Origin of the sequence: Streptomyces sp. TBY4, assembly GCF_024213195.1 — a bacterium.
Classification (GTDB): Bacteria; Actinomycetota; Actinomycetes; order Streptomycetales; family Streptomycetaceae; genus Streptomyces.
Genome location: NZ_JANAVF010000007.1, coordinates 133,844 through 147,342 on the forward strand (window position 1 = coordinate 133,844; position 13,499 = coordinate 147,342).

Sequence of the window (13,499 nt, forward strand, 5' to 3'; positions counted from 1 at the left end):
TCATGGAGTGATCGAAGGGGAAATTCATGTCGGTCCAGGCGGGTTCCGAATCCGAGACCCAGGCACCGCAGCGCAGTCTGGGAACATCGGCCGCGCGGAACTTGGCAACCACGACCAAGTCCGCTCCGCAGATGCAGGAGATCACCTCGCGGTGGCTCCTGAAGATGCTCCCCTGGGTGTCCGTCCAGGGCGGCACGTACCGGGTCAACCGGCGGCTGAGCTACTCCGTCGGCAACGGCATCGTGGAGTTCGTCAAGACCGGCACGCAGGTGCAGGTGATTCCGGCGGAGCTGGGAGAGCTCCCGGTCCTGCGCGACTACGACGACCCCGACGCACTGGCCGAACTCGCCGCCCGCTGCCAGCAGATCGACTTCGAACCGGGCCAGGAACTCACCTCCTTCGGCAGCCCCGCCGACAGGGTGTTCCTGCTCGCCCACGGGCGCATCGACCAGATCGGCCCCGGCCCCTACGGTGACGACGCCGTCCTGCAGACCGTCGCCGACGGGGCCTACTTCGGCGAGGACGCCCTCGTCGACGAGGAGGCCATCTGGGAGTACACCGCCCGCGCCGCCACCGCCGGCACCGTGCTCGCCCTCTCCCGCCAGGACTTCCAGCTCCTCGCCGACCGGGTCGACTCGCTGCGGGCGCACCTGGACTCCGTACGGGCCCTGCCGGAGCAGCGCACCAACACGTTCGGCGAGGCCGCGATCGACCTCTCCGCCGGCCACCAGGGCGAGGCCGTGCTCCCGGGCACCTTCGTGGACTACGAGGCCCGGCCGCGCGAGTACGAACTCTCCATCGCGCAAACGGTTCTGCGCGTCCACACCCGCGTCGCCGACCTGTACAACCAGCCGATGAACCAGACCGAGCAGCAGCTGCGGCTCACGGTCGAGGCGCTGCGCGAGCGCCAGGAGCACGAGATGCTCAACAACCGCGACTTCGGCCTGCTGCACAACGCCGACTACGACCAACGCATCCAGCCCCACGACGGAGCGCCCAGCCCCGACGACATGGACCAGCTGCTCAGCATGCGGCGCGACTCCAACCTCTTCCTCGCCCACCCCAAGGCCATCGCCGCCTTCGGGCGCGAGTGCAACAAGCGCGGCCTCTACCCGGAGACGGTGGACGTCGCAGGGACCCGGGTCCCGGCCTGGCGCGGGGTGCCGATCTTCCCGTGCAACAAGATCCCGATCAGCGACGCCCGGACGACCTCCATCCTCTGCATGCGCACCGGCGAGGAGCAGTCCGGCGTGATCGGACTCCACCAGCCCGGAATCCCGGACGAGATCGAGCCGAGCACCTCGGTGCGGTTCATGGGGATCAGCGAGCAGGCGATCATCTCGTACCTGGTCACCACCTACTTCTCCGCCGCGGTGCTGGTGCCGGACGCCCTCGGCGTCCTGGAGAACGTCGAGATCGCGCGCTGGCGCTGACCGTGTCGACCACCGAGGCGATCGCCACCGGCGAGGGGCAGGAAGCCGCCGTCCTGCTGGAGCGGACAAGAGAAACGGTCAACCCGGAACTGCGCCGGGCCGTCGGGAGCCTGCCCGGCTCGATGCGGAACGTGGCGATGTACCACTTCGGCTGGGAGCACGAGGACGGCACCCCGGCGGCGGGCAGCACCGGCAAGGCCATCCGGCCCGCCCTGGTGCTCGCCGCCGCGCAGGCCCTGCGCGGGGACGGGGCGGCCGGGGGAGCGGGGGAGCCGGGGGAGGCCGTGCGGGCGGCGGTGGCCGTGGAGCTGGCGCACAACTTCACGCTGCTGCACGACGACGTCATCGACAAGGACGTGCGCAGGCGCGGGCGGCCGACGGCCTGGACGGTCTTCGGGATCTCGGACGCGATCATCACGGGCGACGCCATGATGGCGCTCGCGCTGCGGCTGCTCGCCGAGGACCCGCATCCGGCCTCTGCCGCGGCCTCGGCGCGGCTCGCCGCCTGCATCGTCGAGCTCTGCGCGGGCCAGCAGGCGGACTGCGCCTTCGAACAGCGCCACAGCGTGTCGCTCGACGAGTGCCTGACCATGGCGACGGCCAAGACCGGAGCCCTGCTGGGCTGTGCGTGCGCGCTCGGCGCCCTGTACGCGGGGGCCGGCCCGGAGGAGGTCGACGCCATGGACGCCTTCGGCCGGGAGGCCGGGCTGGCGTTCCAGCTCATCGACGACCTGATCGGCATCTGGGGGGACCCCGGCCACACCGGGAAACCCGCCGGGGCCGATCTGCTGGCCCGCAAGAAGTCCCTCCCGGTCGTGGCCGCCCTCACCTCGGGCACCGCGGCCGGCGAGGAGCTGGCAGCCCTGTACGCGGGTCCCATGGCCGGGGACGACGTGGCCGCGGCGGCCGCGGCGGTGGAGCGGGCCGGTGGCCGGGACTGGGCGCAGGCGCACGCCGCCGACCGGATGGGGCGGGCGGTGCAGCAGCTGTCGCGGGCCGTCCCGGACCTCGGGGCGGCGGGCGGGATGCTGGCGCTGGCGGAGTTCGTGACGCGGCGTACGAACTGACCGGGCGAGGGGGGCGCGGGGGCGCGGGGGGACCCCGGAGGCCTGTTCCGGCACCGCACGGTGCCGGAACGGGCCTTTCTGCGTTCCCGGGGCAACTCTAGGATCGCTCACGGTTGTTGACGCGTGAGTGATGTGAAGGGTGTGACCCATGGGGCTGGAGATACGTCAGGCCGGGCCGTCCGACCGGGACGCCGTGGCGCGGCTGCTCGACGAGGCCTTCCGCAGTGATCCCGTGAGCAGCTGGGTGTTCCCGGACCCGGAGCACCGCGCCGCGGTGCACGGGAAGTTCCTGGGCGTCTTCGTGGACGTGGCGCTGGCCGAGGGCCGGATCGACTGTGCGGTGGACGGTTCGGCGGCGGCGCTGTGGCTGCGGATCCCGGCGGCCGATCCGGAGGCCGGGCACGTCGAGGACGAGATCCCGGCGAAGATGCGGGCCGTCGCGGACCCGGACAACGAGCGGTGCGAGCTGGTGGGCCGGCTCACAGGGGCGGTGCACCCGGTGGCGGAGGAGCACGAGTACCTGCTGATGATCGCGGTCGCCCCGGGGCGGCAGGGCGAGGGCCTGGGCACGGAGCTGATCCGGCCGGTGCTGGAGCGCTGCGACCGCGACGGCGTACCGGCCTACCTGGAGGCGAGCAGCGAGCGCAGCAAGGGGCTGTACGAGCGGCTGGGCTGGGAGTTCACGGGCGAGGCGGTGCGGCTGCCGGACGGGCCGCTGATGTGGCCGATGTGGCGCAAGCCGCGGTGAGTCCTCGGGCGTGGCGAGTACCCGGGCGCGGTGGGTCCTCGGGCGCGGTGAGCCCTCGGCCACGATGACCCCCTTGCGATACCACTTCACCTGAAGTACTTTGATCGACGTGCCTCGCTGGGGGCGCACTGTCGAACGGAAGAGAATCGCTTGCGCAAGCTCACGTACTTCGTCGCCGCCTCGGTCGACGGGTTCATCGGTGCCCCGGACGGCGACGCCGATTTCATCTACAGCTACCTCGACCCGGAGTTCATCGGCTTCCTCAAGGCCGAGTACCCCGAGACCATCTCCACCCCGGGACGCGCACAGCTGGGGATCGCGGACGCCGAGCCGAAGCACTTCGACACGGTGATCATGGGGCGCGGCACGTACGAGCCCGGCCTCAAGCAGGGCGTGACCAGCCCGTACGGGCACATGCGCGAGCAGTACGTCGTCTCGCGCTCGCTCACGGTGTCGCCGGACCCGGAGGTGCGGCTGATCGGCGGCGACGTGGTGGGAGCGGTCCGCGAGCTGAAGGCGCGGGACGGGCTCGGCATCTGGCTGTGCGGTGGAGCGGACCTCGCGGGGCAGCTGATCGACGAGATCGACGCCTTCGTCGTCAAGACGTACCCGGTCTTCGTCGGCACCGGCATGCCGATGTCGCGCGCCGGATTCGGGTCGCGCCCCCTGGAGCTGACCGGGGTCGAGCCCCTGGGCGGCGGCCAGGTCGTCACCTCGTACGCCGTCAAGCGCTGACCCGCCGAAGCGGCGAAACCGGCCTACCGTGGAGGTATGGCCGGTGAACAGCATGACCAGCAGGCGCACGGGAAGGTCGCCCCGCGGGCCGGGCACGACCAGCAGTCGTGCCCGGCCTGCGGGAGCCCCGTCGACACGATCGTCGGACGGCGCAAATCCCTCGGGATCTTCGTTCCGGAGTGGACCGCGGGTCCCTGCCGGAACGCGGAGTGCCCGCGGTACGTCGGCCCCGAGGCGGGCTAGCGGGGCGGCCCGGTAGGAGGACCGGTCCCGGCGCGGGACCGGCCCCCGGCGGGGATCAGCCCTTCGCGTCCAGACCGGACGCGACGAGGCCGTTCGCCCACAGCTGGTTGACGCGCGAGCGCTCGGCGGCGTTCGGGGTGGCGTTCTGGCAGGAGGTGCCGGGGCCGCCGCCCGACATCAGCTCGCTGCACGGACCCGAGTAGTGGTCCGGCAGGCCGAGCACGTGACCGGTCTCGTGCGAGGTCACGCGGGTGGAGTTGTACTGCTGGTTCTGCCGGTAGTCCAGGAAGATGTAGCCCCGGCCGTGGCCGTCCGTGCTCGCGTAGGAACCGCGCGAGTCGTTGCCCTCGCGGTACGAGAAGTTCCCGCCCGAGGACACCTCCTGCAGCCGGACGTTGGTCACCGAGCTGTTCCAGATCTGCGTGGAGCGGGCTATCTGCGTGCGGAAGCTCGGCGCGTTGCGGGTGTTGTAGGTGACGGTCACGGCCGCCAGGCCCGGGTTCGCGGCGCGCTGCTCGGCCACCGAGCGCTGGACCGCCTCGAAGAAGGCGCGGTTGGCGGCCTGGTTCTCCTTCGACTGCTCGTACGCGGCGTACGTGCCGGGGCTGCCGGCGCCGGCGGAGGCGGTGGCGGTGGTGCCCGGGACGACGGCGCCGAGGACGGCGGCGACGCCGAGGCCGACGGCGGACAGGGTGGTCTTGCGGGAGTGGCGCATGTGGGGGACTCCTGCTCATCCGGTGCGGTGGGGGGTCGTTCGGTACCGGAGTCTGCGGGAGCGGGAGGGGTCGGCGGATGATGTCAGACCCCGATAGCGCCGGGCTATCGGGAGGATTTCGGAAGCCCAACTCACAAGAGAATGGCGGGATTCGAGGGGATACCGGTTACTGGTGCGGTCGGCTCGCACCGGCCTACCCTCGGGGCATGGAGCTTGAGGTCAGGCACCTGCGCGCCCTGTGCGCCATCGCCGACGCCGGCAGCCTGCACAAGGCCGCCCGGCAGCTCGGCGTGAGCCAGCCCTCCCTGACGACCCAGCTGCGGCGCATCGAACGGGCCCTGGACGGGGAGCTGTTCCTGCGCGAGCGCACCGGATGCCGGCCGACTCCCTTCGGGCGCACCGTACTCGGACGGGCGCGCCCGCTCCTCGCCGAGATGGCCGCCCTCGTCGCGGAGGCGCGGGCGCTGTCCCAGGGCCCCCGGCTGAGGATCGGCTCGACGGCCAGCCGCGCCCTGCCCGGCTGGCTCCGGCGGCTGCACCGGCGGCTGCCCGACACGGAGACCGACCTGATGGTCGACGTGTCCGCCAACGCGCTGCTGCGGATGACGGCCTCGGGCCGGCTCGACGTGGCCTTCGTGCACGAGGTCGAGGGCAGCCCGCTGCGGGTGCCGGACGGCTTGGAACTACGGGTGCTGATGGAGCGGGAGCCGCAGTTCGTGTCCATGTCCCGGGACCATCCGGCGGCGGCGCTGGCCGTGGTGGAGCTGCGGGACCTCGCCGCCGATCGGTGGACCGTGGACCCGTCGGTGGACGGCGAGTGGGACGGACTGCGCCGGGTCCTCGCGGGCGCCGGCCTCGACCCGCCCCTGCTGCACGCCGATTACCACACGGCCGCCTCGCTGATCGTCTCCGGCGAGGCCGTCGCCCCCTGCCAGCCCACTTCGGGACCGCGCGAGGACATGGCGATCAGGCCGCTCTCGGGCGACCCGCTCGCCGTGCGCCTCCTCCTCGCGACCCGCCCCGGGGTGCACGCGCAGATGTCCGAGGGGGTGTACGAGGACCTCCGCGCGGCCTACCGCGAAGCGGCCCTGGAGACTCCGCCCTACCGGGCCTGGCTGCGCCGCAACGCGAGCCCGCTGCTGGCGGTGTAGGGGGACGGCCTAAGTGCGGCGGCGGGCCCGGTCGTAGGCCAGGGCGGCCGCGCCGTGGGTCACCAGGACGGTCCCCGCGGCCAGCCAGCCCGGGCTGCGGCGGCGGGCCGCCCACAGCATCAGGGGGGCTCCGGCGGCCAGTTGGGCCGCACCCGCCAGGCGTGCCTTGGGGCCCCGGAGCCACGGGCCCAGGGGGCTGTCCTCGACCACCGCGAGCTCCGCCCGCACCGTGTCGCGCCAGCCCGCCCACTCCACCCGCTCCGCCCCCGGCGCGACCCGGGCCGCCTCCCGCAGCCGGTCGGCCGGTTCGCCCGGGGTCAGGCCCGCCGGCAGCGCCAGCCCCGCGCGGGCCAGCAGCGCGATGACGCCGAGCAGCCGGGCCTCGCCGTCCGCGGCGGCGTCGGGGCGGGTGAGGCGCTCCAGTTCCTCCAGGTCCAGGACCGGGTCGAGGCCGAGCCGGGCCGCCAGCGTCCGCATGGCCCCGGGATCGGGCTCGCCGTGCGGACGGCCCGCCGCGTCCCACTCGTAGGCCGCCGACCTCCGGAACCCCGAGGAGAGCACGAAGCCGGTCCGGCCCTCCTCCCACCACAGGCTCAGCACCGGCCAGTTGGAGCTCAGTGCGACCGCCGCGCCCCAGCCCGCCAGGACCTCCGCCACGGATTCCGCGCCGCCGAGCCAGGGCTTGGCCTCGGGCACCAGCGCGCTCCACTCGCCGGCCGGGGCCAGCAGCAGGCGTTCGCGCAGGATGTGCGCGGCGGGTCGGGCGGCGAGGGGATCGGCGCGGCAGAGCAGGAGGCCGCCCGCCGTGGTCTGGGAGATCGACATGCCCACACGCTAAGCCAAAACCGCCCAAAGTGATGATTTTGGATCATCCTGGCGCGCTTGACTTCCCGAAACCGCGATATATCGTGTTGGACAGAAGACGCGATATGTTGCGTGCACGTACGCCCGAGGAAGGATCAGCACCATGGCAGAGGCAGCGCGGGAGCCGCAGAGTCCGCCGAAGGTATGGTCGGTCGCCGAACCGCAGAAGCTCGCCTTCGAGGAGCCGGTGACCGAGGTCCGCGTCCGGGTGGCCGGCGGCACGGTCAATGTGGTCGCCGGCGACGCCGACGCGGGCCCGGCCCGGCTGGAGGTGTCCGAGGTGGACGGGCCGCCCCTGTACGTGGTGCAGGAGGGCGGAACCCTCACCGTCTCCTACGAGGACCTCCCCTGGAACGGCACCCAGGGGCTCAAGCAGTGGTTCGAGAGCAAGCCCTGGAAGGCCTGGTCCGCCTCCGACTCCGGCCGCAAGGCCTGGGAGCGCAGTGCGACCGTGACCCTCACCGTCCCGGCCGCCACCCGGGTGCAGCTGGCCGCCGTCAGCGCCACCGTCTTCGTCTCCGGCATCGACGGCGGCACCGACATCCACGGGGTCTCCGGCGACACCACGCTCGTCGGCCTGTCCGGCCGGGTCAAGGCGCACACCGTCTCCGGCGGGGTCGAGGCCCAGTCCGTGACCGGGGAGCTCGGATTCCACTCCGTGTCGGGCGGCCTGACGGTCGTCGACGGCGCCGTGGGCAGCGTACGGGCCGACTCGGTCAGCGGGGACATGCTGATCGACCTGGCCCTGGACGACCGGCCCGCGCCCCGCCCCGTGGACATCTCCCTCAACTCCGTTTCCGGGCAGGTGGCCATCCGCCTCCCGCACCCGGCCGACGCCCGGGTCGAGGCCAACACCGCCACCGGCGGCGTCTCCAACGCCTTCGAGGACCTGCGCGTCTCCGGCCAGATGGGCGCCAAGAGGATCACCGGCACCCTGGGCGCCGGCACCGGCACCCTGCGCGCCACCACCGTTTCCGGCTCCATCGCGCTGCTGCGCCGCCCGGCCGAAGAGCCGGCCGCCGCCCCGCTCGCGCTCGACAAGAAGGTGCTCTGACATGCCGCCCGTCTTCGCCCACGGCCGCCTCCGCCTCTACCTCCTCAAGCTGCTCGACGAGGCCCCGCGCCACGGGTACGAGGTGATCCGGCTGCTGGAGGAGCGGTTCCAGGGGCTCTACGCGCCCTCCGCGGGCACCGTGTACCCGCGCCTGGCCAAGCTGGAGACCGAGGGCCTGGTGACGCACGCGACCGAAGGCGGGCGCAAGGTGTACTCGATCACCGACGCCGGCCGGGCCGAACTGGCCGACCGCGGCGGCGAACTGGCCGATCTGGAACTGGAGATCCGCGACTCGGTCTCCGAGCTGGCCGCCGAGATCCGCGCCGACGTGAGCGGTGCGGCGGGCGATCTGCGGCGCGAACTGCGGGCCGCGGCCAGCGCGTCGGCCACGCAGGTGGAGGACGAGGGCTGGAAGGCCGCCAAGGAGGAGCTCCGCAAGGCCAAGGCCGAGTGGAAGGAACAGGCGCGCCGGGCGAAGGACGAGAGCAGGCGGGCCCGCGAGGAGGCCCAGCAGGCGCGCCGGCAGGCCAAGGAGGCGCAGGAGCGGGCGCGCGAGGAGGTCCAGCGCATCGCCGGCCAGCTGCAGGAGCAGTTCGCGAAGTCGGGCGGAGTCCTGGGCAGCCTGGCGGGAGCCTGGCTCGGCGGCTCGGGCACCGGCTCCGGTTCCGGCTCTACGACGGCACCCCCGGCCCCCTCCGCCCCGTCGGCCCCCTCCGCCGCGGCTTCCGCCCCCGACGCGGACTGGGCGCGGGACGTGCCCGCGACGGGGGACCCGGCCCGCGACCTGGACCGGCTGCTGGACCGCTTCCGCGACGACATCCGCGACGCGGCCCGCGACCGGGGGGTCAGCGCCGATCAGCTGGCGCAGGCCCGTACCCACCTGGCGGAGGCGGCCGCCCGCATCGCCTCCGCCCTCGGGGGTTCGGCGGTCTAGGCCGTCCGGCGCTCCGAGCCGGCGCGGCGCATCCGGGCGGCGAGCAGCAGGCCCGCGCCGGCGACGAGCGCGGTGCCCGCACCGCCCGCGATCCACACCGAGTCTCCGGCGCCGGTGGTGGCGAGGGGGCCGCCGTTGCCGCCCTGCGGGGTGACATCGGTGTTCCCCGCGCCGCCCCCGGAGCCGGAGCCGGAGCCGGAACCGGAGCCCGTGCCGGGGCCGGGCTTGTTCTCGCCCGGCTTCTCCTCCTCGTTCCCCTTGCCCTGCTCCTCCTCGGCCTTCTTGTCCTTCGCGCGGGCCTCGTGCTGGCCCGTCTTCAGGAATTCGGCGCGGTCGGCGGGGGTGCCCGCCAGTGCGGCGCGGCCGGCCTTGACCACTTCCGGGCCGCCGGCGTCGATGATCTTCGCGATCGCGACCCGGTTGTCCTGGTCGCGGGCCTCGTGCTGGCCGGTCTCCAGGAAGGCGACGCGGTCGGCGGGAGTGCCGTTGAGCGCCGCGAGGCCCGCCTTGACCAGTTCCGGGCCGCCGCCGTCGATGGTCTGGGCGATCGCGACCCGGTTGTCCTGGTCGCGGGCCTCGTGCTGGCCCGTCTTCAGGAACTCGATGCGGTCGGCGGGGGTCCCCTTGAGCGCCTCCTTGGCCTTCTCCTTCAGGATGGGGCCGGCGCCGTTGATCAGCCGGGAGATGTCGACCTTGTTGTCTTCGTCGCGCAGCTCGTGCTGGGTGACCGCGAGGAAGTGGCGCATCTGCTCCAGGTTCGGGTTGCTCTTGAGGAGCTGCTGGATGCCCTCCTTCAGCCCGGGGCCGGCGCCGTTCAGCAGGCGCAGGATCAGGATCCGGTAGTCGTCGAGGCGGATGTCGTGCTGGTCGGTCTCGATGAACTTGCGCATGGCCGCCGGGCCGTCGGCGATGGCCTTGTGGCCGGCGTCCTTCATGTGCTGGCTGGCCATCGGGTCGGCGATGATCGCGAGGATGGTCTTGCGGTCCTGCTCGGCCTGGTCTTCCTTGCCGGACTCGTCCTTGCCGGACTCGTCGGCGGTGCCCTGGTCAGGGGCGGTCGGGGCCGTCGGGGTGCCGGTGGCCGGCGTGCCCGACTCCTGGCCGGTCGCGAAGGCCGGGGACGCGAGGAATACGGCCGGAGCCAGAGCGGTGGCGGCTACCGCCGCCGCGATACGGGACAACTTCACGGTCAAACCCCCCAGGGAAACGTTCTTTCGTCGTAGACGACCCGCCGGAGGCGCCGATGGTTGTACGCGACAGCAAAGAACTTGGAGGGGGTGTTCCGCTTCCTCAGGCCGCCAGGGCCGCCTCGGCCCTTGCGTACGTGACCCCGTGGTCCGCGAGGACCTCGGCGGGCGTGCCGGGGCGGGAGAGGAGGGAGAGGAGCAGGTGGAGGGTGGAGATGTGGCGCTCCTTGCGGCCCAGGGCGATCCGCAGGGACTGCTCCAGGACCTTCTTGGCACCCGGGGTGAAGCGGGTGTGGCCGGAGCGGCCGCGGGGGGCCGGGTCCGACAGGGAGCCCTCGCCGTGGGTCTCCTCGACGCGGGAGACGATCTGGGCGAGGTCGATGCCGAGGCCCGCGAGGGCCTCCTCGTCCGCCCTGGACATCCCGCCCCGGCGGCGGGCCGCCGCCAGGTCCGCCGTGATCGCGTCCTGGTCGACGCCCAGGGGGTCCAGGGCTCCGAGCGAGAGCAGGGAGAGGAGCAGGTGCTCCTCCCCGACCCGCTGCGCCCCGGTCCGCTGGGCCTCGGTGACCGCGCCCGTCACGGTGGAGCGGGCTTCCCGGGTGAATCGTTCGAACATCAGAGCCTCCCGTGCTTCTTGTGAACGGCCTGCCGGCTGACGCCCAGCTCGGCCGCGATCTCCTGCCAGGACCAGCCCTGTGCGCGGGCTCCGCGCACCTGTACGGCCTCCAGCTGCTCCAGCAGCCGCCGGAGGGCGGCCACGGCACGCAGGCCCACGCGCGGGTCACGGTCACCGGCACGCTCGGCCAGATCGGTAGCTTCCGTCATGCGTGTCAATGTAGGTTGACGCACGGGAGGGTGTCAACCCACATTGACAACAGCGGGGGCCGGGCGGTGAGGGCTAGACGGTGAGGACGATCTTCCCGAAGACGTCGCCCGACTCCAGCTTCTCGAAGCCCTCGCGGGCCCGGTCCAGCGGCAGGGTCTCGTCGATCACCGGGCGGACCCCGGTCGCCGCGCAGAAGGACAGCAGGTCCTCCAGCTCGTCCTTCGAGCCCATCGTCGAGCCGACCACCTTGAGCTCCAGGAAGAAGATCCGGGTCAGCTCGGCGTGCGCCGGGCGGTCCCCGCTCGTGGCGCCCGAGATGACGAGGGTGCCGCCGGGCCGCAGCGATTTGACCGAGTGCGACCAGGTGGCGGCGCCGACCGTCTCGATGACCGCGTCGACCCGCTGGGGGAGCCGCGCGCCGGGCTCGTAGGCCTCCACGGCGCCCAGCTCGACCGCCCGCTTGCGCTTGGCCTCGTCGCGGCTGGTCGCGAAGACCCGCAGGCCGGCCGCCTTGCCGAGGACGATGGCGGCGGTGGCGACCCCGCCGCCCGCGCCCTGGACCAGGACGGAGTCACCGGGACGGACGCCGGCGTTGGTGAAGAGCATGCGGTAGGCGGTCAGCCAGGCCGTGGGCAGGCAGGCGGCCTGTTCGAAGGAGAGCTCGGCAGGCTTGCGCAGGACGTTCCAGGCGGGGACGGTGACCTGCTCGGCGAAGGTGCCCTGGTAGTGCTCGGTCAGGATCGAGCGGGGCTCGCGGGGGCCGACTCCGTGGCCGGTCTGGCCGATGACGGAGTGCAGGACGACCTCGTTGCCGTCCTGGTCGATCCCGGCGGCGTCGCAGCCGAGGATCATGGGGAGCTTCTCCTCCCCGAGGCCGACCCCGCGCAGCGACCAGAGGTCGTGGTGGTTGAGGGAGGCGGCCTTGACGTTCACGGTCACCCAGCCTGGGCGGGCCTGCGGGGCGGGGCGGTCGCCCAGCTCAAGGCCGCTCAGCGGCTGGTCACGGTCGATTCGGGCAGCGTAGGCAGCGAACATGGCCGCGAGGCTACCGGTCGGTAGGCCGGGGATCCAGGGCCTGCCCGGCCCGGCGGGCGGTCGGCCGTGTGCGCCCGGGCCCTGCGGGGCCGTCCCCGCGCCCTTCCACCGTTCCCCGGGCTCCGCCCGGACCCGCGCCTCACACGCCGGCGGGGCTGGATGCGAAGCGGGGCCCGTCCGAATCGATCGGACGGGCCCCGCTTCGTACGGCTCGGTGCAGCGATCAGACCAGGCGGGCCACGCCGTCGGCCTTGGCGGCGGCGGCGACCGCGGCCGTGACGGCCTCGGCGACGCGCGCGTCGAACGGCGACGGGATCACGTAGTCGGCGGTGAGCTCGCTGTCGGCGACGACACCGGCGATGGCGTCGGCAGCCGCGATCTTCATGTTCTCGGTGATCCGCGAGGCCCGGACCTTGAAGGCGCCCGCGAAGATGCCGGGGAACGCCAGCACGTTGTTGATCTGGTTCGGGAAGTCCGAGCGGCCCGTGGCCACGACCGCCGCGTACTTGTGCGCGACGTCGGGGTGGACCTCCGGGTTCGGGTTGGCCATGGCGAAGACGAAGCAGTCCTTCGCCATCGTCGCCACCGCGGCCTCGGGGACCGTACCGCCGGAGACGCCGATGAAGACGTCCGCGCCGACGAGGGCGTCCTCCAGGGAACCGGTCTGGCCGGTCTTGTTCGTCAGGCCCGCGATCTCCGCCTTGACGTCCGTCAGGTCGGAGCGGTCGGCGGAGACGACGCCCTTGCGGTCGGTGACGCAGACGTCGCCGATGCCCGCGTCCACGAGGATCTTGGCGATCGCGATGCCGGCGGCACCGGCGCCCGAGATCACGGCGCGCAGGTCGCCGAGGGTGCGACCGGTGAGCTTCGCGGCGTTGCGCATGGCGGCCAGCGTCACGATGGCCGTGCCGTGCTGGTCGTCGTGGAAGATCGGGATGTCCAGCGCCTCCTGGAGGCGGCGCTCGATCTCGAAGCAGCGGGGCGCCGAGATGTCCTCCAGGTTCACCCCGCCGAAGGACGGCGCGAGGCGGATCACGGTCTCGACGATCTCGTCCGTGTCCTTGGTGGCGAGCGCGATCGGAACCGCGTCGACCCCACCGAACTGCTTGAAGAGAATGGCCTTGCCCTCCATCACGGGGAGGGAGGCCTCGGGCCCGATGTCACCGAGTCCGAGCACGGCCGTACCGTCGGTGACGACGGCGACCACGTTGGACTTCCAGGTGTACTCGTTCACGAGCTCGGGCTGCTCGGCAATGGCGCTGCACACCTTCGCAACGCCGGGCGTGTACGCCAGGGACAGGTCGTCCTTGTCGTTGACGGGCACGGTGGCCACGATGGCCATCTTTCCGCCCCGGTGCAGCGCGAACACTGCATCCGGGTTGTTGTCCGTCACGCTGTCGCTGCGAGGATTGACGATCTCCGCTGCCACTGTCTTAACCCCTTAAGTCTTTGAATCGTTGAGGGTGGCCACTCCTGGTTAAGGGGTGGGCGGGCACCGCGTCCGTCT

15 protein-coding genes are annotated in these 13,499 nt (G+C 72.7%); 8 read left to right on the forward strand and 7 right to left on the reverse strand.

Going from position 1 to position 13,499, the window contains the following annotated elements; genetic code table 11:
• Positions 1 to 26: 26 nt before the first annotated feature.
• The 5 genes from NLX94_RS18720 (at position 27) to NLX94_RS18740 (ending at position 4,226) form a co-directional block, all read left to right on the forward strand.
• Entirely contained in the window at positions 27 to 1,433 is a 1,407-nt protein-coding gene (locus NLX94_RS18720) for a family 2B encapsulin nanocompartment shell protein (RefSeq protein ID WP_254384096.1), read from the forward strand.
• Positions 1,430 to 2,500 carry a family 2 encapsulin nanocompartment cargo protein polyprenyl transferase gene (locus tag NLX94_RS18725; protein WP_254384371.1) on the forward strand — a complete coding sequence of 357 codons (1,071 nt, stop codon included), beginning with the start codon at positions 1,430 to 1,432 and terminating at the stop codon, positions 2,498 to 2,500. Before NLX94_RS18720 ends, NLX94_RS18725 begins: the two co-directional genes overlap by 4 nt.
• Before the next feature lie 148 nt (positions 2,501 to 2,648).
• Positions 2,649 to 3,248, forward strand: coding sequence for a GNAT family N-acetyltransferase (locus tag NLX94_RS18730; RefSeq protein WP_254384097.1), 600 nt, complete (start codon positions 2,649 to 2,651; stop codon positions 3,246 to 3,248).
• Positions 3,249 to 3,398: 150 nt separating this feature from the next.
• Positions 3,399 to 3,983, forward strand: coding sequence for a dihydrofolate reductase family protein (locus tag NLX94_RS18735; protein ID WP_254384098.1), 585 nt, complete (start codon positions 3,399 to 3,401; stop codon positions 3,981 to 3,983).
• Positions 3,984 to 4,019: 36 nt separating this feature from the next.
• Positions 4,020 to 4,226: a hypothetical protein gene (locus NLX94_RS18740; protein WP_254384099.1), complete on the forward strand. Its 207-nt coding sequence runs from the start codon at positions 4,020 to 4,022 to the stop codon at positions 4,224 to 4,226.
• Positions 4,227 to 4,281: 55 nt separating this feature from the next.
• Here NLX94_RS18740 and snpA read toward each other — a convergent pair whose 3' ends face one another.
• Positions 4,282 to 4,941: a snapalysin gene (snpA, locus tag NLX94_RS18745; protein WP_254384100.1), complete on the reverse strand. Its 660-nt coding sequence runs from the start codon at positions 4,939 to 4,941 to the stop codon at positions 4,282 to 4,284.
• A gap of 206 nt (positions 4,942 to 5,147) precedes the next feature.
• Between snpA and NLX94_RS18750 the strand changes: the two genes are divergently transcribed.
• Positions 5,148 to 6,092, forward strand: a complete 945-nt coding sequence (locus NLX94_RS18750) for a LysR family transcriptional regulator (RefSeq protein WP_254384101.1) — start codon at positions 5,148 to 5,150, stop codon at positions 6,090 to 6,092.
• Positions 6,093 to 6,101: 9 nt separating this feature from the next.
• Here the strand turns inward: NLX94_RS18750 and NLX94_RS18755 are convergent, their stop codons facing one another.
• Positions 6,102 to 6,911 (reverse strand): hypothetical protein, encoded by an 810-nt coding sequence (locus NLX94_RS18755; RefSeq protein ID WP_254384372.1) that lies wholly within the window; start codon positions 6,909 to 6,911, stop codon positions 6,102 to 6,104.
• A gap of 148 nt (positions 6,912 to 7,059) precedes the next feature.
• Here NLX94_RS18755 and NLX94_RS18760 point away from each other — a divergent pair, with 148 nt between their 5' ends.
• Both NLX94_RS18760 and NLX94_RS18765 read left to right on the forward strand, forming a co-directional pair.
• Complete coding sequence (locus NLX94_RS18760) at positions 7,060 to 8,010, forward strand: DUF4097 family beta strand repeat-containing protein (RefSeq protein ID WP_254384102.1); 951 nt, start codon at positions 7,060 to 7,062, stop codon at positions 8,008 to 8,010.
• A 1-nt stretch (position 8,011) separates the two neighbouring features.
• Entirely contained in the window at positions 8,012 to 8,944 is a 933-nt protein-coding gene (locus tag NLX94_RS18765) for a PadR family transcriptional regulator (protein WP_254384103.1), read from the forward strand.
• Here the strand turns inward: NLX94_RS18765 and NLX94_RS38975 are convergent.
• From NLX94_RS38975 to NLX94_RS18790, 5 genes are all read right to left on the reverse strand, one after another.
• Entirely contained in the window at positions 8,941 to 10,131 is a 1,191-nt protein-coding gene (locus NLX94_RS38975) for an ALF repeat-containing protein (protein WP_308402464.1), read from the reverse strand. The genes NLX94_RS18765 and NLX94_RS38975 overlap by 4 nt on opposite strands.
• A 103-nt stretch (positions 10,132 to 10,234) precedes the next feature.
• Positions 10,235 to 10,747, reverse strand: a complete 513-nt coding sequence (locus tag NLX94_RS18775) for a Clp protease N-terminal domain-containing protein (RefSeq protein WP_254384104.1) — start codon at positions 10,745 to 10,747, stop codon at positions 10,235 to 10,237.
• Positions 10,747 to 10,956: a helix-turn-helix domain-containing protein gene (locus NLX94_RS18780; protein WP_243336126.1), complete on the reverse strand. Its 210-nt coding sequence runs from the start codon at positions 10,954 to 10,956 to the stop codon at positions 10,747 to 10,749. The genes NLX94_RS18775 and NLX94_RS18780 overlap by 1 nt, the downstream gene beginning before the upstream one ends.
• Positions 10,957 to 11,029: 73 nt before the next feature.
• Entirely contained in the window at positions 11,030 to 11,992 is a 963-nt protein-coding gene (locus tag NLX94_RS18785; RefSeq protein ID WP_254384105.1) for a zinc-binding dehydrogenase, read from the reverse strand.
• Positions 11,993 to 12,215: 223 nt separating this feature from the next.
• On the reverse strand, positions 12,216 to 13,421 hold the full coding sequence (locus NLX94_RS18790) for an NADP-dependent malic enzyme (RefSeq protein ID WP_254384106.1): 1,206 nt from the start codon (positions 13,419 to 13,421) through the stop codon (positions 12,216 to 12,218).
• Positions 13,422 to 13,499: the final 78 nt, after the last annotated feature.

What these genes read in the sequence shown, in the direction of transcription:
- NLX94_RS18785 (WP_254384105.1), bottom strand. Translation starts at nt 11,992, where the DNA reads ATGTTCGCTGCCTACGCTGCCCGAATCGACCGTGACCAGCCGCTGAGC.
- NLX94_RS18730 (WP_254384097.1), top strand. Translation starts at nt 2,649, where the DNA reads ATGGGGCTGGAGATACGTCAGGCCGGGCCGTCCGACCGGGACGCCGTG.
- NLX94_RS18740 (WP_254384099.1), top strand. Translation starts at nt 4,020, where the DNA reads ATGGCCGGTGAACAGCATGACCAGCAGGCGCACGGGAAGGTCGCCCCG.
- NLX94_RS18775 (WP_254384104.1), bottom strand. Translation starts at nt 10,747, where the DNA reads ATGTTCGAACGATTCACCCGGGAAGCCCGCTCCACCGTGACGGGCGCG.
- NLX94_RS18760 (WP_254384102.1), top strand. Translation starts at nt 7,060, where the DNA reads ATGGCAGAGGCAGCGCGGGAGCCGCAGAGTCCGCCGAAGGTATGGTCG.
- snpA (WP_254384100.1), bottom strand. Translation starts at nt 4,941, where the DNA reads ATGCGCCACTCCCGCAAGACCACCCTGTCCGCCGTCGGCCTCGGCGTC.
- NLX94_RS18765 (WP_254384103.1), top strand. Translation starts at nt 8,012, where the DNA reads ATGCCGCCCGTCTTCGCCCACGGCCGCCTCCGCCTCTACCTCCTCAAG.
- NLX94_RS18750 (WP_254384101.1), top strand. Translation starts at nt 5,148, where the DNA reads ATGGAGCTTGAGGTCAGGCACCTGCGCGCCCTGTGCGCCATCGCCGAC.
- NLX94_RS18720 (WP_254384096.1), top strand. Translation starts at nt 27, where the DNA reads ATGTCGGTCCAGGCGGGTTCCGAATCCGAGACCCAGGCACCGCAGCGC.
- NLX94_RS18780 (WP_243336126.1), bottom strand. Translation starts at nt 10,956, where the DNA reads ATGACGGAAGCTACCGATCTGGCCGAGCGTGCCGGTGACCGTGACCCG.